Source organism: Aeromonas sp. EU05-FHT14A05, assembly GCF_058791175.1.
This window is the reverse complement of sequence record NZ_JBYTDH010000001.1, coordinates 135,054-158,289: the sequence shown is the minus strand read 5'-3', so window position 1 is coordinate 158,289 and position 23,236 is coordinate 135,054. Positions and strand designations below refer to the sequence as shown.

General features: G+C 62.7%; 17 protein-coding genes. 10 read left to right on the top strand and 7 right to left on the bottom strand.

The annotated features are described in order from the left end of the window. Nucleotides 1–3: 3 nt before the first annotated feature. The 3 genes from malF to yejK form a co-directional block, all read right to left on the bottom strand. Nucleotides 4–1,656: a maltose ABC transporter permease MalF gene (gene malF / locus AC3WR3_RS00730; RefSeq protein ID WP_139435870.1), complete on the bottom strand. Its 1,653-nt coding sequence runs from the start codon at nucleotides 1,654–1,656 to the stop codon at nucleotides 4–6. Nucleotides 1,657–1,727: 71 nt separating this feature from the next. Next, nucleotides 1,728–2,909, bottom strand: coding sequence for a maltose/maltodextrin ABC transporter substrate-binding protein MalE (gene malE / locus AC3WR3_RS00725; protein WP_025326475.1), 1,182 nt, complete (start codon nucleotides 2,907–2,909; stop codon nucleotides 1,728–1,730). Between the two features lie 396 nt (nucleotides 2,910–3,305). Further along, the gene (gene yejK, locus AC3WR3_RS00720) at nucleotides 3,306–4,355 is read right to left on the bottom strand and encodes a nucleoid-associated protein YejK (RefSeq protein ID WP_492290879.1); all 1,050 of its coding nucleotides are present in this window, start codon (nucleotides 4,353–4,355) and stop codon (nucleotides 3,306–3,308) included. Between the two features lie 73 nt (nucleotides 4,356–4,428). Between yejK and AC3WR3_RS00715 the strand changes: the two genes are divergently transcribed. From AC3WR3_RS00715 to hdfR, 10 genes are all read left to right on the top strand, one after another. Further along, nucleotides 4,429–4,656 carry a YejL family protein gene (locus tag AC3WR3_RS00715; RefSeq protein ID WP_011705556.1) on the top strand — a complete coding sequence of 76 codons (228 nt, stop codon included), beginning with the start codon at nucleotides 4,429–4,431 and terminating at the stop codon, nucleotides 4,654–4,656. 43 nt (nucleotides 4,657–4,699) lie between these two features. Beyond that, entirely contained in the window at nucleotides 4,700–6,547 is a 1,848-nt protein-coding gene (locus AC3WR3_RS00710) for a DUF3413 domain-containing protein (protein ID WP_247626783.1), read from the top strand. A gap of 259 nt (nucleotides 6,548–6,806) precedes the next feature. Continuing rightward, nucleotides 6,807–8,957: a TonB-dependent hemoglobin/transferrin/lactoferrin family receptor gene (locus AC3WR3_RS00705; protein WP_492290878.1), complete on the top strand. Its 2,151-nt coding sequence runs from the start codon at nucleotides 6,807–6,809 to the stop codon at nucleotides 8,955–8,957. Then, nucleotides 8,957–10,999, top strand: coding sequence for a prolyl oligopeptidase family serine peptidase (locus AC3WR3_RS00700; protein WP_492290877.1), 2,043 nt, complete (start codon nucleotides 8,957–8,959; stop codon nucleotides 10,997–10,999). The genes AC3WR3_RS00705 and AC3WR3_RS00700 overlap by 1 nt, the downstream gene beginning before the upstream one ends. A gap of 35 nt (nucleotides 11,000–11,034) precedes the next feature. Further along, nucleotides 11,035–13,449 (top strand): proprotein convertase P-domain-containing protein, encoded by a 2,415-nt coding sequence (locus tag AC3WR3_RS00695; RefSeq protein ID WP_492290876.1) that lies wholly within the window; start codon nucleotides 11,035–11,037, stop codon nucleotides 13,447–13,449. Nucleotides 13,450–13,511: 62 nt separating this feature from the next. Further along, a complete protein-coding gene (locus AC3WR3_RS00690) occupies nucleotides 13,512–14,870 on the top strand; it encodes an Lcl C-terminal domain-containing protein (protein ID WP_492291154.1) in 1,359 nt (452 codons plus the stop codon). Further along, a complete protein-coding gene (locus AC3WR3_RS00685) occupies nucleotides 14,867–15,424 on the top strand; it encodes an Lcl C-terminal domain-containing protein (RefSeq protein ID WP_492290875.1) in 558 nt (185 codons plus the stop codon). The genes AC3WR3_RS00690 and AC3WR3_RS00685 overlap by 4 nt, the downstream gene beginning before the upstream one ends. Before the next feature lie 187 nt (nucleotides 15,425–15,611). Continuing rightward, on the top strand, nucleotides 15,612–16,094 hold the full coding sequence (gene eco, locus AC3WR3_RS00680; RefSeq protein WP_005328180.1) for a serine protease inhibitor ecotin: 483 nt from the start codon (nucleotides 15,612–15,614) through the stop codon (nucleotides 16,092–16,094). Between the two features lie 290 nt (nucleotides 16,095–16,384). Beyond that, nucleotides 16,385–16,744, top strand: a complete 360-nt coding sequence (locus tag AC3WR3_RS00675) for a MaoP family protein (protein WP_005328181.1) — start codon at nucleotides 16,385–16,387, stop codon at nucleotides 16,742–16,744. Then, on the top strand, nucleotides 16,744–17,619 hold the full coding sequence (gene hdfR / locus AC3WR3_RS00670) for an HTH-type transcriptional regulator HdfR (protein WP_025326467.1): 876 nt from the start codon (nucleotides 16,744–16,746) through the stop codon (nucleotides 17,617–17,619). Before AC3WR3_RS00675 ends, hdfR begins: the two co-directional genes overlap by 1 nt. Before the next feature lie 66 nt (nucleotides 17,620–17,685). On the opposite strand, the gene tyrA is transcribed toward hdfR, so the two are convergent. The 4 genes from tyrA to glpD all read right to left on the bottom strand — a co-directional run bounded on the left by tyrA (nucleotide 17,686) and on the right by glpD (nucleotide 23,015). Then, entirely contained in the window at nucleotides 17,686–18,825 is a 1,140-nt protein-coding gene (gene tyrA / locus AC3WR3_RS00665) for a bifunctional chorismate mutase/prephenate dehydrogenase (RefSeq protein ID WP_265436810.1), read from the bottom strand. A gap of 118 nt (nucleotides 18,826–18,943) precedes the next feature. Then, nucleotides 18,944–20,017: a 3-deoxy-7-phosphoheptulonate synthase gene (locus AC3WR3_RS00660; RefSeq protein WP_202046246.1), complete on the bottom strand. Its 1,074-nt coding sequence runs from the start codon at nucleotides 20,015–20,017 to the stop codon at nucleotides 18,944–18,946. Between the two features lie 330 nt (nucleotides 20,018–20,347). Then, entirely contained in the window at nucleotides 20,348–21,427 is a 1,080-nt protein-coding gene (glpQ, locus tag AC3WR3_RS00655; protein ID WP_492290874.1) for a glycerophosphodiester phosphodiesterase, read from the bottom strand. A 100-nt stretch (nucleotides 21,428–21,527) separates the two neighbouring features. Next, the gene (gene glpD / locus AC3WR3_RS00650; protein WP_202046248.1) at nucleotides 21,528–23,015 is read right to left on the bottom strand and encodes a glycerol-3-phosphate dehydrogenase; all 1,488 of its coding nucleotides are present in this window, start codon (nucleotides 23,013–23,015) and stop codon (nucleotides 21,528–21,530) included. Nucleotides 23,016–23,236 lie beyond the last annotated feature (221 nt).

Here is a 23,236-nt window from a genome sequence, read left to right as displayed (position 1 = left end):
TCCTTACAGCTTGTCCGCTTTGGACAATTTCAGGTTGAGCAGTGCAAGCGCGCCGACGATGAGGAAGATGGCGGTGGCGATGGCACTGGCCAGACCGTAGTCCTGACCACCCGAGCCCTGGAACGCGATCCGGTAGGTGTAGTTCACCAAGAGATCCGTGGTCCCGGCCGGGGTACTGGCCCCTATGATGTCCGGCGCCCCGTTCGTCAACAACTGGATAAGCACGAAGTTGTTGAAGTTGAAGGCAAAGGATGCAATCAACAGGGGAGTCAGCGGCTTCATCAGCAGCGGTACAGTGATCTTGAAGAAGTTCTGTACCGGACCCGCACCGTCCATGGCGGACGCCTCATAGAGATCTTCCGGGATGGCCTTGAGCAGCCCCATGCAGAGGATCATCATGTAGGGGTAGCCAAGCCAGGTGTTGACGATGAGGATCATCACCTTGGCCAGGAAGGGGGTGGTGTACCAGTCCGGCTTGATGCCGAACGCCGCTTCCAGGAACAGGTTGATCTCGCCGAAGTTCTGGTTGAACAAGCCCTTGAACACCAGGATCGAGATGAACGCCGGTATCGCATAGGGCAGGATCAGCATGACCCGGTAGAAACCGCGCCCCCTGAGCTGCTCCCACTGCACCAGACACGCCATCACCATGCCGATGGCCAGGGTGAAGGCCACCGAGCAGGCGGAGAAGATCACCGTCCAGACGAAGATCTGCATGAAGGGACCCTGGATACCCGGGTCTGTCATGATGCGGACGAAGTTCTTCCAGCCCACGCTCACCACGAAGCCAGGGGCAATGCCCTTGCCGACGAAGTGGCCATCAGCATCGATGTACTGATAGAAACCGGTGTCGCCGTTGGGCAGCATCAGCTCGCCGCTCTGGTTGTCCCGCAGCAGGTTTCCGTCCTTGATAACGACACCGGACTTGAGCACGGCCCCGTCAACCAGCTGGGTATAGAGGGGCTTTTGCGCCGCAAACTTGCGCAGGCTGCTCAGGGTCAGGTGGATGGTGCCATCGGGCAGCACCAGATCCAGGGCGCTCAGGTGAGTACGGTGATCGACGATGGCACGTATGGGTGCCGCCTGGTCGACCGCTTCCCCGTTCAGGGGTTGCAGCTGAACAACCTGTGGCTCGTCACGGACTCTGCCCTCGCGGACAGCCAGTTCACGTGCCTTGTTGTTCAGCAGGGTAAGGGGTTGACTGATAAAGGATTGGTCGTCCTGTTGCAGCAGCAGCTGAAACTGATTGTTCTCACCACCCAGGAGGGTGAAATCGAATTCACCGCCGGTCACCTTATAGATTTTTTTCAGATGGAAATCCCGTGCCTGCTCGAGAGAGAGCAAGTTGGACCCCGAATAGTTGGTGAAGGCGATGCCGATCGTGTAGGCAAGAGGGAAGATGATAAAAACAACCATGCCTGCCACACCGGGGAAGATATAGCGGTGGGCATAGGTCTTCTTGTTCATGAAGACATAGAGACCGACGGAAACGACCACCAGATCGAGCAGGGCAAACACCCACTCGCCGCTGGCATACATCATCACGGCCGCATAACCATTAAGCACTGCAATCAGTGCCGCCATGGTCCACTTCAGCCAGACGTACTTGTCTTTCTTCGGACCGGCATAGGATTCGATAGAAGGTACAACTTCCATGCCAATTAACCTTTATTGCGCCAAGAGAGATTGGAGAGAGTGGGAGGCCCGAAGGCCTCCCTGGTGCTAGCTTACTGGACGATGCGCTTGGCAGCGGTATCCAGGGCTTCGTCAACGCTCTGACGGCCAGAGGTGACGTTCTTGAGGGCAGTTTCGAAGGAAGACCAGAAACGGCTCATCTCGGGCACGGACGGCATCGGCTCGCCATTCTGGGCGTTCTGCATGGTGGCCTTGATGTTGGGGTCGGTTTCCAGAGTCTTCTGGAAGGACTTCAGCGCCACGGCACCCAGCGGCTTGTCGGCGTTCACCGGCGCCAGACCGGCATCGGTCAGCAGGTAGTTTTCCAGGAACTCGATGGCCAGATCCTTGTTCGGGCTGGCGGCGTTGATGGTGGCACCCAGCACGCCGACGAAGGCCTTGGCCGGATTACCCTTCAGGGTCGGCAGCGGCGCTACGCCGTACTTGATGCCGCTCTTGTCCAGGTTGCTCCAGGCCCAGGGACCGTTGATCATCATGGCCACTTCGCCCTTGTTGAACTTGGCATCCATGACACCGTAGTCGATGCCCTTCTCCAGGTGACCGGACTTGATCATCTCGGAGATGTAGCCGACGCCGGCCTTGGCACCCGCGTTGGCCACGCCGGTGTCTTTCACGTCATAACCGGTGGCGGTCTTCTTGAAGGCATAACCACCGTTGGCAGCCACCAGGGGGTAGCTGAAGTAGGGGGTGTCATAGGCCCACATGATGGCGCGCTTGCCATTTTTCTTCAGGTCTTCGTCGATCTTGGCGATCTCTTCGAAGGTCTTGGGCGGATTGGGCAACAGATCCTTGTTGTAAATCAGGCTGACGGCTTCCACCGCGACCGGGTAGCCATAGGTCTTGCCATCGACAGTCATGGCGTCCCAGGCGAACTGCTCGAACTTGGCCTTGGTGGCGGCGTTCGGAGTCACTGGCACCAGCAGACCGGCCTTGACCCACTCACCGTAACGGTCGTGAGCCCAGAAGAAGATGTCCGGGCCGTTGCCGGTGGCGGCGGCTTGCTGGAACTTCACTTCTACCTGGTCCGGGTGCGCGACGGTCACCTTGATGCCGGTCTCGGCTTCAAACTTCTTGCCTACTTCGGCCAGGCCGTTGTAGCCCTTGTCACCGTTGATCCAGATGGTCAGCTGACCTTCGTCAATCGCAGCAGTGGCTGAGCAAGCCACACCCAGGGTAGCCAGACCGATCAGGGATGACAGCAATTTCTTTTTCATGAGCCTTTCCTTGTATTAGTTCCGCGCTGTAAGAGCATTGTGTGCGAGATGAATATTATCCCAAGCCTGCAACGCCTCACATGACACGCCTCGCATTTTTGAAATGCAATTACGTATTTTCTTCCAGAAAGTTATGAAAACATTTTCTTATTTCAGCGACTTATCGGGATTTATCGCCATATTTTTGGCCTTGCATGGAAAATTAATTACCGAAAAGAAATAAATTTACACCATTGAAAGGGGTTTCACCCCATTGAAAACCCTTTCAACTCCATTATTTTGTTTAATGTGTTAACAAAAGTACCAAGCCGGATTCCAGACTCATCTCCCCCTTAAATAAAAAGGCACCGGAGCGGACTCCGGTGCCTTTTTGCCAGAAATGGTGACTGGATCACATTATGACTGGCGCAGCAGCTGATCCTTGAGGTTGGGCGGCACGCCACGAATGGTCAGGGTGTCGGTCTGGGGATCGTAGAAGACCCGGCTGTTCAGCAATTTCTGCTCGAAGCTCAGGGTGAGGCCGCCACCTGAGCCGACAAACTTGGTCAGACCGCGCAGGGTGGAGCGATCGGCCGGGAAGCGATCTTCCAGCTCATATTCCTGACCGATGAAGCTGTAAAAATCGAGATCGCCGTCCCCCGGCAATTCCGCCGAGAGCTCCTTGATTTCGATCTCTTCACCGGCGCTCGCCTGCTCGGTGCAATATTTGAAGACCTGCTTCTTGTAATCATTGCGCTCGGCGGGTTCGAGCTGGCGGCTGTCGCAGTAATCGTCCACCGCCTGCAGCAAGCCTTTATTTTGTACCTTGGCATCCATGCCCTCGCGGGCACCCAGCAAGTCCATGAAAAAGTCCCCCAGCTTGCGGCCGACCCGCCCCTTGCTGAAGGTGATATAACGGCGAGAGTCCGGCTGGGTTTTCCACTCGGTCAGATCGATGCGGGCCACCAGGTTGAGTTTGCCGATATCCAGATAATGAATGTGACGCAGCTCCAGCGCCTCGCTGACGGTGACGCTCTCCTTGCCCTCCAGCAGGGCAATCATCAGATAATCGACCCCGACATAGTTGTATTTGGCAATCAGCAGCACCCCCTGCTCATCGAGGGCGTGCTCCACCAGCTGCTTGACCAGCATCTGGGTCAGGGTAATAGAGAAGGGGACGAATTCGGTCTGCTCGCCAAGCAGCTGTTCGAGGGCGATGCGAAAGGCCGGAGACGGCTGTTTGGGAGCCTCTTCACCTTCTGCCAGCTCGGCGACGTCGGCTTCGGGGTCTGCAAAGAAACCGAAGCCCTTGCCACCCTTGCCGTTGTAGATGCGATGCAGTTCTGCCATCAGCCCTTGCACCGCCTCGTCGGCAGGCAGAGTCTGACTGCGGGTATCGGCGTGGGGCTGACCGTCATTGCCGGCGCGCAGGGAGTGAAGAATGATCTTGTCGATATCGAGACTCATGTCACAAAGCCATAGTGTTAGCCGAAAGGGTGAAGTATTATAAGGCGCTTTGAACCGAGATGAACCCAAGATTATGCCCATCGTATCAAAGTACAATAACGAGCAGTTTGACGCCCTGATGAACGACCTGATCACCGCCCTGGAGAAACACAAGGCGCCGGTGGATCTCAGTCTCATGGTGCTTGGCAACCTGACCACCAACATCATCAACGGTATGGCCCCGGCCCAGCGTCAGGCGATCACCGAGAAGTACATCCAGGCGCTCACCGCCTCGGTGGATCATCGCCACGATGCTCACTGAGTTTCTTCGCATTCTTTGATGTTTTTCAAGCAGATGGATCATTATGGTCGAAACCGGCAACCCCTATCGTGATAACGTTTCTCGCCTGATCACCTGGGGGCATTGGTTCTCCTTCTTCAACATCATCCTGGCCATGCTGATCGCGACCCGCTATCTGGGTTCCATCAGCTGGCCATCGACCACGCTCGGGGTCACCTATCTCATCGTCAGCTGGATAGGCCATTTCTCGTTCCTGAGCTTCGTCACCTATCTGCTGACCGTCTTCCCCTTGAGCTTCGTGCTGCCCAGGGAGAAGCCACTGCGCTTCATTTCGGCCATCATCGCCACCCTGGCGCAGGTGCTGCTGCTCATCGACACCCAGGTGTTCCAGCTGTTCAAGTTCCACTTGAATGGCCAGGTGTGGCAACTGCTGCTGGATCAGGCCCAGACCGAAGAGGGCTCTATCTGGAGCATCATCTTCGTCGCCGTACCCACCATATTCCTGCTGCAACTGCTGCTGTCGGCCTATGTGTGGCGCAAGATCAACAAGCGCAAGCGCCGCCAGTACGGCAATCAGGTGGGGCTGGCCCTGCTGGTCTGCTTCATGCTGACTCACCTGGTCAACAGCTGGGCCGATGCGACCCTGTATCAGCCCATCACCATGCAGCGCGCCAACTTCCCGCTCTCCTACCCCATGACAGCCCGAAGCTTCCTGGCCAAGCATGGCTGGCTCGATCTCGAGCAGTATGAGAAGAAGGCCGAGAACCAGGGCAGCGCCGAGCATCGCCTGCTCTATCCCCTGCGCCCCCTCAGCGTGAGTGCCCCGAGCGAGCACAAGAACCTGCTGGTGGTGGTGGTCGACTCCCTGCGGGCCGACATGCTCAACAACATCAACATGCCCAATCTGCAGCGCTATGCGGATCAGCACCTCAACTACAGACGCCATATGAGTGGCGGCAACGATGACGCCATGGGGATGTTCGGCCTCTTCTACGGGCTGCCCGGCCACTACTATGGCGACATCCGTGCCGACAAGCGCCCGCCGGTGCTGTTTGACGAGATGCTGCGCCAGGACTACCAGTTCGGCCTGTTCGGGGCCCTGGAAGACGCCAAGCAATATCAGCAGAGCCTGCTCGCCGGCCTGCGCAAGCAGGTGTTTGTCTCCCGCCAGAGTGATGACACTCGCCTCATCGGTGACTGGCAGCAGTGGCTTGGCACGCGCACCGCGGACAGGCCCTGGTTCTCCCTGGTCTATCTCTCGAGCCCGGGAGATTATCAGGTGCCCGCCAGCCTCAAGGGCCCCTTCCAGCCCGAGCTGACCCGGTTCAACCCGGCTACCGCCTACAGACCCGAGAACCTGCAAAAGCTGGAGAATCGCTACAAGAACTCGGTGTTCTACACCGACCAACTGCTGGAGCAGATGCTCTCCCAGCTGCAGCAGCAGGGGCTGAGCGAGCAGACCATAGTCGTCATCACCTCCAATCACGGCCAGGAGTTCAACGAAACCCAGAGCAACAGCTGGGGCTATGGCAGCAACTACTCCCCCTATCAGGTGCAGGTTCCCCTGGTCCTCGCCTGGCCCGGCGTCGAGAGCCAGCCACAGGAGCAGGCAAGCAGCCACCTGGATCTGGTGCCGACCCTGATGAAGGGCATGCTGGGGGTACGCAACCCTCCTCGCGACTACAGCACGGGGCGCAGCCTGTTCGACACCAGCCCGCGCAACTGGCTGCTGGCTGGCGATCAGAATGACTTTGCCATCTATCAGGACAACACCATCACCCAGTTCAACAAGCAGGGTGACTTCGAGCTGCTGGATCGCGCCACCTATCGCCCCATCAAGCACGGCACCCCGGACATGGGGGCAATGATCCAGGTGATGAACGAGCTCAACCGCTTCTATCGCACTCCCTAGGTGCTAGCACGGCTCCAATCGGCCCGCCTTCTTGGCGGGCTTTTTATTGCCTCAAGATCCAGGCGGAACGCTCCCTTCCCCTCCCCGGGTCAGTGCCCTTCGCAAACGTATGCCCTGCAACTACTGATTCATCTCTCAAAAAACTCAGTCCGATCAAGATCATAAAACCAAAATGATAATGATTATCAATCATTGAAGCGAAGGGATTCATCTGCAATAATCCGCGCCCTTCAGGCTTAAATAAAAATCATTATCAACAATGAAAACACTGCTTCACTACTGGCCCATGCTGCTGTCCGGTACAACCCTGGCCGCCAGCGATCCCGCCGGGACAGATCCCGAACCCAGGGCCCACGAGACCATAGTGGTCAAGGGGCAGCGCATCGAGCAGAAGCTGTCCGATGTCTCTGGCTCCATCACCGTCATCACGGAGGAAGATCTGGATCGCCAGGTCGCCACCGAGCTCACCGACGTGTTCAAGAACGAACCCGGGGTCTCGGTGACCGGCTCCGCCGGTCGGCCGCAGAACATCATCATCCGCGGCATGGGCGGCAACCGGGTGCTCATCATCAAGGATGGGGTGCGGGTCAGCGACGGCTTCGGCGCCGACGACCTCAACGACAAGGTGGGCCGTTTCAGCTTCGATCTCGATGACGTCAAGCAGATAGAGGTCGCCAAGGGGGCCGGCTCCTCCCTGCATGGCTCCGACGCCATCGGCGGCACCATAGTCATCTCCACCAAGCAGCCGGAGGACTACCTGCAGGGACAGGATGCCTATTTCGGCAGCAAGGTGCTGCAGGACGGCAGCAGCGACAAGCAGAAGCTGAGCGCGACCGGCGCCGCCCGGATACTGGATAGCGAGCACCTGCTGCGGGTCTCCGGCTGGCAGGGGCACGAGACCGCCAACTATGACGAGAGCCGCATCCCGGCGGATCTGGACGGCCTCAGCGCCTCCACCAGCTCCCACTTCCCGTTAAGCGATCACCACCTGCTGCGCCTGGAGCTCGACTACTTCGAGGACAACGCGGAGCGGGATCAGGGACCGCGCGAAGTGCCCCAGCCCGACGGCAAGTGGCAGGTGCGCCAATACCACGAGCAGGGCAGCCAGCGCACCCAGGGGGGCAAGCTTGGCTGGGAGGCGAGCGATCTCGGCAGTCTGCTGGCGGATCAGTTCACCTGGAGCCTCTATGGCAACCACTCCAAGAACAGCGCCAACAAGCGCAGCCTGCTGCAAAACGACCTGCTGAGCGGCTATCCCCGCTACCGCAGCGAGCGGGAGCTCTCCACCTTCACCGAAGAGAGGGTCGGCAGCGAGCTGGACGTACGCCGGGATCTCGTCACCGGCGCCATCGCCCACAAGCTGAGCTACGGCGTCGAGCTGGAGCGTACCCGCCACGAGCGGCCGGTGGAGAAGCTGAGCCTGGAGGCGGGGGTGCCCCAGCCCAGCCAGTCCGAGCCCTTCAGCAGTGCCCGCACCGACCGGGCCGGCGTCTGGCTCGGCGACGTGGCGACCCTGGGCCGGTGGCAGTTCACCCCCACCCTGCGCATGGATCACCAGTGGCTGCGCCCGCAAGATGGCAATCAGGGCGAGAACCACAGCTGGCATATCTCCCCGAGCCTGGCCACCAGCTACCGCGTCAACGAGCAGTGGCGCAGCTGGCTCAGCTATGCCAACGGCTTTCGGGCCCCCTCCTACGACAAGGTGTACGGCAACATTCCCCACTACTTCGCCCTGCCGCCATTCCAGATCATCGCCAACACGGATCTGAAGGAGGAGACCAGCCACAGCCTTGAGTGGGGGCTCAGCGGCGAGGGGGAGAACTGGAGCATCAAGCCGGCCCTCTTCTACAACCGCTACTACAACTTCATCGACTGGCGCGAGGTGGGGCTGCGCCTGAGTGACGGCGTCATCCTGCGCCAGTACCGCAACGTGGCCAAGGCCGAGACCTGGGGCGCGGAAATCGCCGCCAGCTACTGGCTGACCCAGGAGTGGGAGCTGGCCACCAAGCTCGGCTGGGTCGACGGGGAAGACAGCCAGGGCGAGGCACTGCGCACCCTGACCCCGCTGGAAGGCAACACTCGCCTGAGCTACCAGACCCATGACTGGAGCCTGGGGGTGCAGGCGGACTACGCCGCGGCCATGAGCCGGGTGCCCAGTTGCGGCAACAGCCTGACCAAGAGCCAGGATGCCTGCCTCACGAGCGCGGGCTGGTTCAGTCTCGCCATGACGGCGGACTGGCTGATCACCGATGCCCTCAAGGTCAACTTCAAGCTCGATAACCTGTTCGACACCCGCTACACCCGCTATCAGGACGTGGCCGGGCTGGAAGCCGGTACAGACGCCTCCCTCTTCACCCAGAGCGGCCGCACCTTGAGTGCCAGCCTGCGCTACACCTTCGTGGGGATCTGATGCACAGCCTGCTTGTACTGGTCAGCCTGCTGGCCACCCCGGCCCCTGCCGCCCCGCTTCCTGAAGCAACCCAGGAGGCAGCGCCCCTTATCCCCGAGCGTCCACAACTGATGAAGGGGGAGATAGCCCGCCTCGATCCCTATGGCGGCTGGCGTGACGACAGTCGCCGCGCCCCCGAGCTGCTGGCGCTGCTGCGCGAGCAGAACCGCTGGACCGACGAGCAACTCGCCGCCCAAAAGCCCCTCGAAACAACGCTGCAAGGAGAGTGGCAGGCCAGGGCGCGGGGCGAGCCCCTGCCAAAGGAGTGGCTGACTCAGGCGGGCAGCCAATGGCGCATGGAGGCGGACGGCAGCCTGTGGCAACGCAGCGACGCCCGCGACGCCCCCCGCCAGCGGCTGGCCCCCCGTCAGCCCGATCAGGGTTACTACGAGATCGCCGCCTGGGCCCTGCACCCGGATGGCCGCCTGCTTGCCCTGGCCGAAGACAGCCGAGGAGATCGGGACTACCGCATCACAGTGCTGGATCTGGCGAGCGGCGAGACGCTCACCACCCTGGCGCACCGGGCCAGCGATCTGCTCTGGAGCCTGGATGGCAAGACCCTTTACACCATTGCCAACGAACCCCGCACCCTGCGCCCCTGGCAGCTGTGGGCCTGGCAGGCCGGCAAGGAGGCGCTGGTGCACCAGGAGGCCGATCCCGCCTGGCTGCTCAGCCTCTATCACACCACGGACAACCGCCACCTGGTGCTGCAGAGCAACAACCACGACAGCTCGGAGCAATACCTGCTGGATAAGGGCGGCCCGACCCTGCTCAGGGCCCGTGAACATGGGCTCGAATACTACCTGGACACCCAGGGGGAGAGGGTGCTTGTCAAGAGCAACCGGGACGGGGCCATGGGGCTTTATCAGGTGCCCAGCCTGGCGAGCCTGGCGGCTGGTCCCTGGCAGCCCCTCTGGTCCGGCGAGGGCCGGGAGCTCGAGAAGTGGCGCCTGTTTACCCGCCACACAGTGCTGCAATACCGCAAAGCAGGGGACGACTGGCTCGATGTGCTGGACGCAGATGGCAAGCTGACCCACAGCCTGGCGCTCACCGAAGGGGCCGGCACGGCCTGGATCCAGGGGGCCCATGATCCCGCCAGCCAGCAGATCCTGATCCGCCGCCAGGGCATGGCCGAGGCGCCGCACCAGCGCTGGCTGGATCTCGCCTCCGGTCAATGGCAAGCCGCTGACAAACCGGTCGCGAGCCCCCTCTATCAGAGCGAGCGGCGCTGGGTGGTGGGCAAGGACGGCGTCAAGGTGCCGGTATCCCTGGTGTGGCGCAAGGACATCCAGGCGCCCAAGGCGCTGCTGCTCTACGGCTATGGCGCCTATGGTACCCCCATGCGCCCCTACTATCAGCCCCAGGTGCTGAGCCTGCTGGATCGCGGCTTCGTCTACGCCATCGCCCATGTGCGCGGCGGAGGCCTGCTGGGGGAGGCGTGGTACAAGGAGGGTCGCGGCCAGCAGAAGCAACACAGCGTGGACGATTTCCTGGCGGTGGCAGACAGCCTGGCCCGGGATCCCGCCATCGATCCGGACCGGCTGTTCGCCATGGGGGGCAGCGCCGGCGGCCTGCTGGTGGCGGCGGCCCTCAATCAGGCGCCGACCCGCTTCGCCGGGGCCGTGTTGCAGGTCCCCTTCGTCGACCTGCTCGGCACCATGCAGGATCCCGAGCTGCCCCTCACCCGCCAGGAGTACGGGGAGTGGGGCAATCCGGCCATCCCGGCCGACTATGCGGCCATGCGCCGCCTGAGCCCCTACGACAACCTGCACGCGGCCCCCTACCCGCCCCTCTATGTGACGGCCGGACTGCACGACAGCCAGGTGCCCTACTGGGAGCCGCTCAAGTGGCTGGCCCGCCTGCGGGCCCACAGCACAGGGGCCGGTCCCTATCTGCTGCACACCGAACTCGACGGCGGCCATCTCGCCAGTGCGGGCACCGCGCAGCAGAAGGCTGCCCGTGAATATGCCTTCCTGCTCTCCCTGGCCGGGGTCCGTCACTGATGTCCGCATTCACCTTTTCTGTTTTGGAGTCGCCCATGAAACCCTCCTCCCTAGCCCTCTGGCTGGCGGCAGCCCTGCTCCCCCAGCCCCTGCTGGCGGCCGAGCTGCAGTTTGTCGATGAGCCCCCCCTGACCACCACGCCCCAGGCCTGGCTGGAGCAGCGCCTCGGCGTGACGCTCGCCCCCGACTACGACAGGGCCAGCCTGCTCGGCCATCACCATAGCTTCCGCATGCTGGTCAACGGCCTGCCGGTGGCCACCACCCAGGCCGCCGTCAGCATAGACGGCGCCGGCAGACCCTGGCGCCTCTATCACAATCTGCGCCCCTTGCAGAGCGCTGCGCCCGGCTGCGATGCCAGCACCAGCCTGGATCCCCTGCTGGACTTGCTGCGCGCCGACGGCAGCCAGATAGACCCGCTGGGGCCGGTCGAAGCCTGGTACTGGCGTGACGGCGACACCCTGGTGCCGGCCCTGCGCCAGCGGGTGAGCGAGCACAAGGAGGGCAATGCCAAGGCCACCCGGGTCCAGCTGTTTGCCAGTTGCGAGGGGGACCGCGAGCTCGGCCGCTGGGGCGATCAGGCGAGCACCCAGGCGCAGCGTACCCCGGATGCGGGAGATCAGCGCGTCCTGGCGCGGGTGTTCGATCCCGATCCCCGCACCCAGCTGCAAGACGCCAGCCTGGTCTGGCACGAGGCCCTGGTGCTGGCGGATGCCGCCTATCAGGACAAGGTCTCCCTGCCGGTCAGCCTGCAGGGCTCGGACTATGTGCTGAGCGGCCCCCATGCCAGGGTGGTGGATGCCATCGAGCCCACCACCGCCCCCTACGGAACAGACAGCCAGCAGTCCTTTCGCCTGACCCGGGACGACCCGGGCTTTGCCGACATCAACGCCTACTACCACCTGGATCTCGCCCAGCGCCACCTCAAGGCCCTCGGCTTCACCGACCTCATCCCCGGCGCCCTCGACGTCGACACGGATGCAGGCTATCAGGACAACTCCCTCTACGATCCGTTCGAGCGCAGGCTGGAGCTGGGCCGCAGCGGCGTCCCCGATGCCGAGGATCCCATGGTGATCTGGCACGAGTTCGGCCACGGGGTGCAGCACCACATCCTGCCGGATCTCGGGGAAGAGGGGGACTGGGGCGCCATCGGCGAGGGCTTCGGCGACTTCCTGGCCGCCAGCCATCGCCAGCGCAGCGAGGCGGGGCGCCAGTTCGAACCCGCCATGGTGTTCAACTGGGATGCCCGCTTCACCGACCGCACCCCGCGCCAGCTGGACGATGCTCGGGCCCGCTACCACCCGGACTACAACTACCCGGCCCACCGCACCATCAACGGCAGCAACGGGGATCAGCTGTGGGGCACCCCGCTGTTCCAGGCCCTGCTGGCGTCGGTGGCCGAGCACGGGGAAGGGGCGCGGGACGAGTTCGATCGCCTCGTCATCGAGTCTCACTTCGGCCTGGGGCCCGCCATCCGCATGCCGCAGCTGGCCCGCATTACCGTGGACACGGCGGCGCGCCTCTATCCGGCGCGCTCCTATGCTCGCCATCTGGAGCAGGCGTTTCGCCAGCACGGCCTGCTGCAGGCCCCCGTCAACGTCGCCCTGGCCGAGGGCAGCGCCCTTGCGCTGGGGCAGCGTCAGTCGGTGCAGCTGGACCTCAGCAACGCCGGCAGCAGCCCGGTGACCCTCAACGCCCTGACCCTGTCCCTGCCCGCCGGTTTGCAGGCCGATCCCCTGGCCTGGTCAGCGACCACCCTGGCGGCCGGCGCCAGCCTCACCACCACAGTGCGCCTGTTGGCCGCCAGCCCGCTGGCCTGTGGCGACGAGGTGAGCCTGCCGGTGAGCCTCGCCATGAGCGGCACCAGCCCGACCGAGCGTCAGTGGCAGCAGTCCCTCACCCTGCCCATAGGCACCCCCGTCATCAGCCGGGCCAACGGCCAGCCGCTGACCCTCAAGGATGCCCAGAGCGAGGAGGTACGCGGCATCAGCGAAACCAGCCTGGTGCTGGAGAAGAGCGACGCCCGGGTGAGCGATCGCCTGCAGCTGAACCTGGACTTGCAACACCAGGCCCTTGATGAGCTGGAGATCTGGCTCAACTCCCCCTCAGGCACCCGCATCCAGATCTGGGACAAGGGATACAGCCCGTTGCCACGGCTCAAGGGGGTCTTCCCCACCGAGCTGCTGCCCCTGCAGCCCTTCACCCCCCTGGTGGGAGAGCCGCTGGCCGGTCGCTGGACCCTGGAGGTGGTGGACAGCAAGCCGGGCCATCAGGGGCGCATCAACGGCTGGAGCATCAGCCAGCGCACCGGCGCCCAGTGTGGTGAGCCCGTCGCCCCGCCGGATGACGGCATCATCCACTTCGACACCGCGGACAGCAGCGGGGGCGGCACTGTCAATCTGCTCTGGCTGCTGCCGCTCACCCTCTGGCGCCGCCTCTGCCGTCGCGGCTGATCCATCCCCATATAAGCAAAGAGGGGCCAAGGCCCCTCCAAGGACAAGAAATGAAGATGAGAATGACCCCGCTGGCCTGTCTGCTGGCCCCCCTGCTCAGCGCCTGTGGTGGTGGCGGATCCGATGAGGCGCCCCTGACCGCGCCGGACTACCGTCTGACGGTCAACCTGCCCGCAGCGGGCACCCTGTGCGTCAACCAGAACCAGAACGACAACTGCGAGCCAGGCGAGCCCGTGGTCAGTGGCGAGGCTGGCGCGCGCCAGTTGAGCGCCAGCGCCCCGGGCCTGCTCACCAGCCCCTTGCTGTTCCTCCCCCGGGAGCCGGGCGCCCTGACCCTGACCCACCCGGCGGCGCGCCTGGACGATCAGCACCTCACCCCCACCCCCTTGAGCACGCTGCTGCAGACCCGGGTCGCGGACGGGATACCGCCTGCCCAGGCCCTGGCCGAGCTGCTGCTCGCCCTTGCGCCCCTGCAACCGGGTCAGGGACTCGCGGCCCTGGTGCAGCTGGAGGAGTTCAACAGGGCTCTGGAGGCGCTCGCCCTGGCGACACGGGATGACGCCGCCAGCCTGCCCGGTCTTGTCACCGGCGAGCGCCAACGCCAGATCTGGCAGGGGCTGGTCACCCTGCTGCCCGAGCTCGCCCGCCACTTTGCCGCCAGTCCCGAACTGCTGAGCCAGCAGAGTCGACTCGCCAGCGTGCTGATGCAGCAGCAACCCAGGGCCCTGGTGACCGCCGGCGGCGTCACCACCTACACGGACGGGGTGGATTACCTGCTGACCCAGGAGCCTGCGGATCACCCGGGTCAGGAGGCGAGCCTGGGCCAGGCGCCCCTGCGCTATCGCAAGCTAGACGGCAAGGGGCAGCCCCTGGCGGACAATGCCGACGAGTGGGAGTGCGTGGAGGATCTCAACACCGGCCTCATCTGGGAGAAGAAGCTCGATGATCCGGACAGTCCGCGAGACAAGCACCGCACCTTCGCCTGGGCCCTCGGCGATTATGTGCCCACCCAGGAGGAGCTGGACTACGCCTGCCCCGAGGGGGAGGTCATCTGCACCACCGAGCAGTATCGCCAATGGCTCGATGCGCAGCAGCTGTGCGGCATCCAGGGCTGGCGTCTGCCCCACTCCCGCGAGTTGATGAGCCTGCAGCACTACGGCTCCCTCGCCCGCCAGGATGGCCAGCTGGTCAGCCTGGATGTGCGCTACTTCCCCGACGTCGGCACCACGACCAAGGATTTCAGCGGCTACTACTGGAGCCAGACCCTGACTCCGTCCCGACGCCTCGAGAGCGCCCCCCTGAGCGCCATCGCCCATATCTTCCTCGGCGATGACGCCGGCACCGACTACGCCACCACAGTTCAAAACAGCGATGATGCCAACGGTCTGCAACTGCGACTGGTGGCGGAGGTAACCCGATGAATCGATTGATGTTGACCCTACTGCTGACCCTGTGCAGCCCCCTCGCCCTGGCCATCGCCATCTGCGACGACAGCCTGCCGCGCACCAGCCCCAGCTCCCGATTCCTGGATCGCGGCAACGGCACCGTCACCGACCGGGCTTCCGGCCTCACCTGGATGCGCTGCCAGCTCGGCCAAAGCTGGCAGAAGGGAAGCTGCAGCGGCGAGCCGACCCGGCTCTACTGGCAGCAGGCCCTGCTGACCGCAGAGCGGATCCGCACCGAGCCGAGCCATGCCCTCCACGGTTTCGGCGGCCACACCGATTGGCGTCTGCCGACCATCAAGGAGCTCACCAGCATACTGGAGTCCGCCTGCTACAAACCCGCCCTCAACGAAACCCTCTTCCCCCGCGCCATGGCCGGTGACGGCAAGGAGGTGAACGACGGCTATGTCTACCTCTGGTCCTCGACCCCGGTACCCGCCAGCAAGGGCGTCGCCTATCTGGACATCACCAGTGGCGCCGTCGGCATGCGGGCCCCCGGTTCCTGGGCAAAGCAGGTGCTGCTAGTAAGGTGAACTGTCCGGGCGGGGACTCCCCTGCCCGGTTTACTCCCGAATGGCCCCTTTGTGGTGGAAGGCGTCAAAAAAGCATCAAATTACGTCACTCTGTGCCGGTTCAGGCCGGTTTTGCGCGCCGGAGCGCTGGCGTGAAACGGGCAGAGCGGTTAGTCTAGCGGCGTTGAACCAATCCCATGAGGTACAGATGAAAACCGTATTGCGTTTTAGCCTGCTGGGCGCCTTGTTACTGGGCGGCCATGCCTTCGCCGCCGAACCGAAAAAATTTGATATCAGCATGTTCCCTGCCGCCGAAGTGAACCAGGAACGTGTCGTGATCCGCCTGCCGGAAGTCGAGAACGAAGCCGACATGATGGTCGAGCTGCAAGTGGGCAAGAAGATGCTGGTGGACTGCAACCTGCCCCGCTTCGCCGGCAACCTGGAACAGCACAGCGTCAAGGGCTGGGGCTACAACTACCTGACCCTGGGCCAGGTCTCGGGTCCTGTCAGCACCCTGATGGCCTGCCCGGATGGCCAGAAGAAAGAGAGCTTCGTCCAGATCTATGGTCAGGGCTTCTTCGTGAACTACAACTCCAAGCTGCCGTTCGTCATCTATGTGCCGCAGGAGTATGAAGTGCGCTACCGTCTGTGGCGTGCCGACAACCTGGCGCAGCCAGCCATGATTGAATGAGTGCCCGACGCTCAGGTTCAGCCAATCCATGAACAAACAAAGGCGCCGTATGGCGCCTTTGTTTTATTGTTTTCACCCCGCAGAGACCGGGTCCAGCTGTACAAAACCTGACATAACTCCACTATTTTTCAGGCTTTTTGTGCTGTGGACCGCAAAATCCTCCCTCGGGATGAGACAAAGGCTGTTCGATAAAAGATATTTATTAACATAGTAAGAAAATTGATTTTGCACTCTGCGACGGCCTGATGATACTTGCCCGCAAAGGTCAAACTAACCAGAACAAGAGCACTATGAGCTTCGAATCAGACAAGCGTTTCAACGACTTCAAACATTTTCCCCGTGGCCTGCGTCGCAGTGGCGAATTCACCGTGGCCGAAGCGGACAGTCTGGAAAAGTACGGCACAGTGATGCTGGCGCTCTATCAGGGCAACCTGGCCCCCCGCGATGACGTAGAAAGCGCCTTCATCGAGCAGGTCAAGTCTGGCGCAGCCGGCAGCAACCCCCACGCCAAGGTATGGTTCAAGTACCTGAAGGTGATTGGTCCCAAGCGGGTGCACCGTCTGTGCACAGTCGCAGGTGGCGCCAATGAGGATGCGGGCGGCAGCTTTGAGGGCGGTGGCGGCGGTGGCAGCGACGAGTCCCTCGATTAATGGATACCGAGCTGCTTCGGACCTTCATCGAGGTCAGCAAGACCCGGCATTTTGGCCGGGCTGCCGAGAATCTCTACCTGACCCAGTCGGCGGTCAGCTTTCGGATCCGCCAGCTCGAGCAACAACTCGGGGTCAGCCTGTTTGCCCGCCATCGCAACAACATCCGTCTGACCGCCTCCGGTGAGCGTCTGCTGCCTTATGCAGACGCCATCTTGCATACCCTGGGCCGCGCCAAGCAGGACGTGGCCCTCTCCCCCGGTTTCAGTCAGCAGCTCGCCATAGGTGCACCCGCGGTGTTCTGGGAGCTCGACTTCAATGACTGGCTCAACCACGTCTATGCCCTGGCCCCCGGTCTCGCGGTGCGGCTCGAGACGGCGTCTCGCGAGCACCTGTGCCGCCAGTTGCTGGAGCGCTCCCTCGATCTCGCCCTGCTCTCCGAGCCGACCAAGATAGACGAGATAGCCCTGCATCCCATAGGCGAGCTGGTGTTCGAGCTGGTGAGCCGGGAGCCGGCCGCCAATGCGGACAGCCTGATGCAGATGCCCCATATTCACCTCGACTGGGGCACCAGTTTCGAGCCCCCCTCCAGCCGGTTGCAGAGCCTGCAGAAGACCCCGGTGCTGCACTCGAGTTCGGCCAGCATGGCGCTGCAGTTCGTGCTGGCCAACGGGGGCGCCGCCTATCTACCGCGGCGCATGGTGAGCCCCTTCCTGGAGCAGGGACAACTGCACCTGGTGGAAGGGGGACAGGCGCTGAGCCGCCCGCTCTACCTCGCCTATCTGGAGAAATCCGATCGCCGGGAGCTCATCGATCAGCTGCTCACCCTGCCGCTGGGGTGGGATGGCGCCGATCTGCGGCTGCCATCGGCCGAGTAGCCGGGCCTCAGCCTGATCAGCATGAAAAAAGGGGCCAAGCGGCCCCTTTTTTATGGATGTGTGCCGTCAGCCATGGTGACGACGGTCGTTGGCCTGGGCCAGCAGGGTGCGACTCTCGCGCAGGAACTCGTCGGCATGTTCGCCGAAGAAGCTGGAAACTTGCGAGAAGGCCTCGATGAAGCCGTCCCTGTCCCCCCGCTCCAGCAGACCCAGCGCCTCGCCGAAGTTCTGATAGTAGCGGCGGATCATCGCGAGGTTCTGCGGTGACGAGAGGATGATGTCGGCATAGAGGTGGGGATCCTGGGCAAACAGCCGCCCCACCATGGCGAGCTCCAGCCGGTAGATGGGGGAGCTCAAGGCAAGCAGGCGGTCGATGTTGGCCTGCTCCCGGGAGAGGTGCCAGCCGTAGGCGAAGGTGGCGAAGTGGCGCAGCGCCTGAATGAGGGTCATGGCCTCGTCGTGAGCCTTGGCCTCCACCTGCTGCAGCCGTGCGCCCCAGATGGTCATCTGATCCAGCAGCCACTGGCTGGCGGCGGGGTCGCGGCCCTGGCAGCAGACGATCACCTGCTTGGCAAGGCTCGCCACATCCGGTCCGAACATGGGGTGCAGCCCCAGCACAGGCCCCTGGTGCACCGCCAGCATGTGCTCGAGCGGCGCCGCCTTCACGCTGGTCACATCCACCAGCAGGCAATCCGCAGGCAGCTTGCCGAGCCGGTCGATGATCTGGCAGGTGATGTCGATGGGCACCGCCACCATCACCAGACCCGCATCGGCGAGGATCTCGTCGGCGCGCGGCCAGTCCCCCTGCTCCAGGGTCTCGACCCGGTAGCCGGAGAGGCCGAACATCTGGCCGAACAGGCGGCCAAGCTGGCCCTGGCCGCCGATGATGACCACCTTGCCAAGATCCGGCTTCATGCACTTGAAGTGGTTCTCCTTTTCGCTGGCGGATTCCAGAATATAGGATTCGCGCATCACCCGGCGCAGCACATCCTCGATGAGATCCCCGGGCACCCCCAGCAGTTCGGCCTCGGCCCGGCGGCGGGCCAGCATGCTCGCCTCCCTGTCCGGTGCATAGATGGGCAAGCCGTGGCGGCTCTTCACTTCACCCACTTCCCCCACCAGGGCCAGACGGGCGGCCAGCAGATCAATCAGCTGCCTGTCCACCGCATCTATCTTGTCCCTGAGGGCATTCAACTCTTCAGCCATATCCAGTCCCTGCCGGCGCCGCAGGCGGCGGCGCCCTGTGATTCAAGAGGCAACAAGGTATCACTGCGTGGGCAGTGATACCTCTATGGTTCAATCAGTTACGACAAGATACCACGACTTACAGCGCGGTTCTGCCCTTGAGCGGCGCCGCCAGCTGGCTGTGGCAGCGGGCCAGCAGCGCATCCGTGGTCTCCCAGTCGATGCAGGCATCTGTGATGGAGACGCCGTAGCGCATCTCGCACTTGGGCTGCTCGCTGGACTGGTTGCCCTCGAACAGGTTGGATTCGAGCATCACCCCTATGATGGAGCGGTTGCCCTCCTGGATCTGGTGGATGACGTTGTCCGCCACCTTGGGCTGCAGCCGGTGATCCTTGCTGGAGTTGCCGTGGCTGCAATCCACCACCAGGCCGGGCAGCAGGCCCGCCTTCTCCAGCGCCTCTTCCGCCAGCGACACATTGACGGAGTCGTAGTTCGGGTGCTTGCCGCCGCGCAGGATCACGTGGCCATCCGGGTTGCCCTGGGTCTGCAACAAGGCGACCTGGCCCTGCTGGTTGATCCCCATGAAGGCGTGGGGGCTGGAGGCCGCCTGCAGCGCGTTGATGGCGGTGCCCAGGTTGCCGTCGGTGCCATTCTTGAAGCCGACCGGCATGGAGAGGCCGGACGCCATCTCCCTGTGGGTCTGGGATTCGGTGGTACGGGCGCCGATGGCCGACCAGGAGAAGAGCTCCGCTAGGTATTGCGGGCTGATGGGATCCAGCGCCTCGGTCGCCAGCGGCAACTCCAGCTCGGCGAGCCAGCAGAGCAGCTCCCGGGCGCGGTGCAGCCCCAGCTCCACGTCGAAGGTGCCGTCGAGGTTCGGATCGTTGATAAAGCCCTTCCAGCCGACCGTGGTGCGTGGCTTCTCAAAGTAGACCCGCATGACAATGTAGAGAGAGTCCTGGTAGGCATCATGCAGCGCTTTGAGTCTGGTTGCGTACTCTTTGGCGGCGTCCATGTCGTGGATGGAGCAGGGTCCACAGATCACCAGCAGGCGGTGATCCCGACGGTGGATGATGTCGGCGATGGTATTGCGGGCCCCTTGCACGAATGCCAGCGCCTTGTCGGAGATGGGTAGCTTCTCCTTGAGCTGGGCAGGCGTGATCATCACTTGTTCGGACTGGATATGGATGTTGTTCAGGGGGTCTCTTTGCATTTTCTCATTCTCTCTACTGTATTTAAGCCAATTGCGCCAAGGTGTATTTATTTATTTACACAAGTCAGCGCTTTGTTACGCAACCGCCCTCACCTTACCAAGGAAAAACAAACAATCAAGTGAAACTAGCGGTTCAGTGCATCAATAGATGGATTAATGACCACTGCCGTGACCAAAACAGCCAGAAAGTAGCGTGTGAGAGGTCCCCTGCGCTACGAAAATCGTAAACAAATAATTACACCCCAACACTCATCACGCCCTGGCCAGCCTGCCGCCATAAAAAAGCGGGGCACCTGGCCCCGCTTGCGTTCCCGTGTTGCTCTTCTTTTATTATTTGCCGTGTGCCTTGATGACCGCCACCGCCTTGTCGGGGAAGTCGCTGAACACCCCGTCCACATCCGCCTGATAGAGGAAGATGTTGAGCAAGTCGGTGAAGTCTTTCGCATAGGCCGGCATCTGCCCCTCATCCTGGCGGAAGGTATAGGGATGCACCTTGAGACCGGCGGCGTGGGCCTCCTTCACCATGGCGGTGAACACCGGCTTGCCCGGGGTGCCCGGCTCGGTGACTATCATCGGCTTCCAGGGGCCTATGCCGTCGGCGTAGCCGGCTATGGTCTTCATGGCACCCGGCTTGAACATCCAGCCATAGTCGTAGGGGGTCGCCTTGCCCTTGGCGTCGTAGACCATGGTCTCGTTCCAGTCGGTCTCGGCCATCAGCTGCACCAGCTTCAAGTCCATGCCGAGGGCCGGCATCAGCTCGGTGTCGATGCGTTTGAGCTCATCCACGTCGAAGCTCTGCAGATAGACCTTGTCGCTCTTGCCGGTATAGCCGTACTCCTTGAGCACGGTCAGCACCGCCTTGGAGATGTCCTTGCCCTCGTGGCGGAACAGCCAGGGGGCCTTGATCTCCGGGTAGATGCCGATCTCTTTGCCGGTACTCTTGTTGAGCCCCTGGATCATCTCTATCTCTTCCTGGAAGGTGTGGATCTTGAAGTCGGACTTCCACAGCGGGAAGCGGGCCGGATAGACGGGCACCTGCTTGCCCTCCACCAGCTGGAACGGCTCCGTCATGCGCAGGGAGCGCACCTCGGCCAGGGTGAAGTCCACCACATAGTAGCGGCCGTCCAGACGGGCACGGCCGGGGAAGCGCGTCGCCACGTCCGTGATGCCGTCGAGGAAGTGATCGTGCATCACCACCAGCTGGTCATCCCTGGTCATCACCAGATCCTGCTCCAGATAGTCGGCCCCCATGCCATAGGCCAGCGCCTTGGAGGCCAGGGTGTGCTCGGGCAGGTAGCCGGAGGCGCCGCGGTGGGCGATCACTATCTTGCCGTCATCTGCGGCCAGGGCGGGCAATGCGAGGGCAACCCCGAGGCCAAGGGCCACCAGGGAGAGGTGAGGTTGTTTCATAAGAACGGCTCTTTGTTATTGTTTATTGGATGTAGGTAGTTGTTATAGCAGAGGTTTATTGCAGTTTAACGGCGGGCGGCAAGGGCCGCCCGCTTCTTCATCAGCTTGCCTTGGGCAGGGCGTGATGGTGTTGCTCCAGCCAGGCGTGCAGTTGCTGCTGCTCGGCATCACAGAGGCGCAGCCCCAGCTTGCTGCGGCGCCACAGTATATCTTCCATCGAATGGGCCCATTCGCGGCTGATCAGATAGCGCACTTCGGACTCATACAGTCCGGCACCAAAGTGCTGGCCGCGCTCCTCGTGCAACCAGAGACGGGCATGACTGCCATAGGCCTCGGCGATGCGGCGGGCGCTGCGCTCGTCCAGCCAGTCGAATTCGAGCATGTAGGCGCGGGCCAGCTCTGTGGTGGAGCAGTCGAACTCGCCACCGGGCAGACGGCTGGTGGCTGTCCAGTCCTCACCCATCTGGCTGAACCAGGGTTTGAGCTTGTTGCAGGCGGCCTGGGCCAGCTTGCGATAGGTGGTGAGCTTGCCGCCAAACACCGACAAGAGCGGCGCCCCATCGGATTCGCCGGAGAGCTCGAGGGTGTAGTCGCGGGTCACCGCCTGGGGAGAGTCGGACTCGTCATCGCACAGGGGCCGCACCCCGGCATAGGTCCAGATGACCTCGGAGGGGGCAATCTGGCGGGTGAAATGGGCGTTGACCACCTTGCACAGGTAGCTGATTTCGGCCTCGCTGATCTTCGCCTCCCGCGGGCTGCCATGGTGCTCCACGTCCGTGGTGCCGATCAGGGAGTAGTCCTGCTGGTAGGGAATGACGAAGACGATGCGGTTGTCCTCGTTTTGCAGGATATAGGCCTCTTCGCGCTCATGGATGCGCGGCACTATGATGTGGCTGCCCTTGATGAGGCGGATGCCGCGAGGGGATTTCTCGTGCAGGCTCTCGTCATAGAAGGTCTTGACCCAGGGACCGGCCGCATTGACCAGGCCACGGCAGGTGACGTTGAACTGCTCGCCCCCTTCCCGCTCCAGGGTCAGGGTCCAGTGCTTGGATCCGCGCACCGCCTTGACGCAGCGGGTGCGGGTCTGCACATCGGCGCCCTTGTCCCGGGCCATCATGGCGTTGAGCACCACCAGGCGGGCGTCGTCGACCCAGGCATCCGAGTACTCGAACCCCTTGTTGATGCCGCTCTTGAGGCCATCTTGCGGCAGGAAGCGCAGGCCGCAGCTCCCCTTGAGCTTGTCGCGCTTGGCCAGGTTGTCGTAGAGGAAGAGGCCGGCACGGATCATCCAGGCCGGGCGCAGGTGCGGGCGGTGCGGCAGGCGAAAGCGCATGGGACGGGCGATGTGCGGCGCCATGCCGAGCAGCACCTCCCGCTCCGCCAGCGCCTCTTTCACCAGCCTGAATTCGTAATGTTCGAGATAGCGCAAGCCGCCGTGGATCAGCTTGCTGGAGTTGGACGAGGTGGCCGAGGCGAGATCCTGCGCCTCGAACAGCGCCACCTTCAGCCCCCGCCCCGCCGCATCCGCCGCAATGCCGACCCCGTTGATGCCGCCGCCGACGACGACCAGATCATAATGTTCGCTCATGTTCACCTACTTTCTTATTTTGTGTTCGCCATGCCGGCAATGTTTGATTTCGCTCATATTAGAACATGAAAAACCAATAAACGAACATTTCGTGAGAGAAATGTGATCGCGATTGTTCTGACAATGCTAAAAATGCTGCCGGTCGGTGACAGAGTGCCGCCCCAAGCCCTCGCCATAGCCCCTACTGCCAGGGCGAATCTGCCGCAACGGATGCGGGCGCG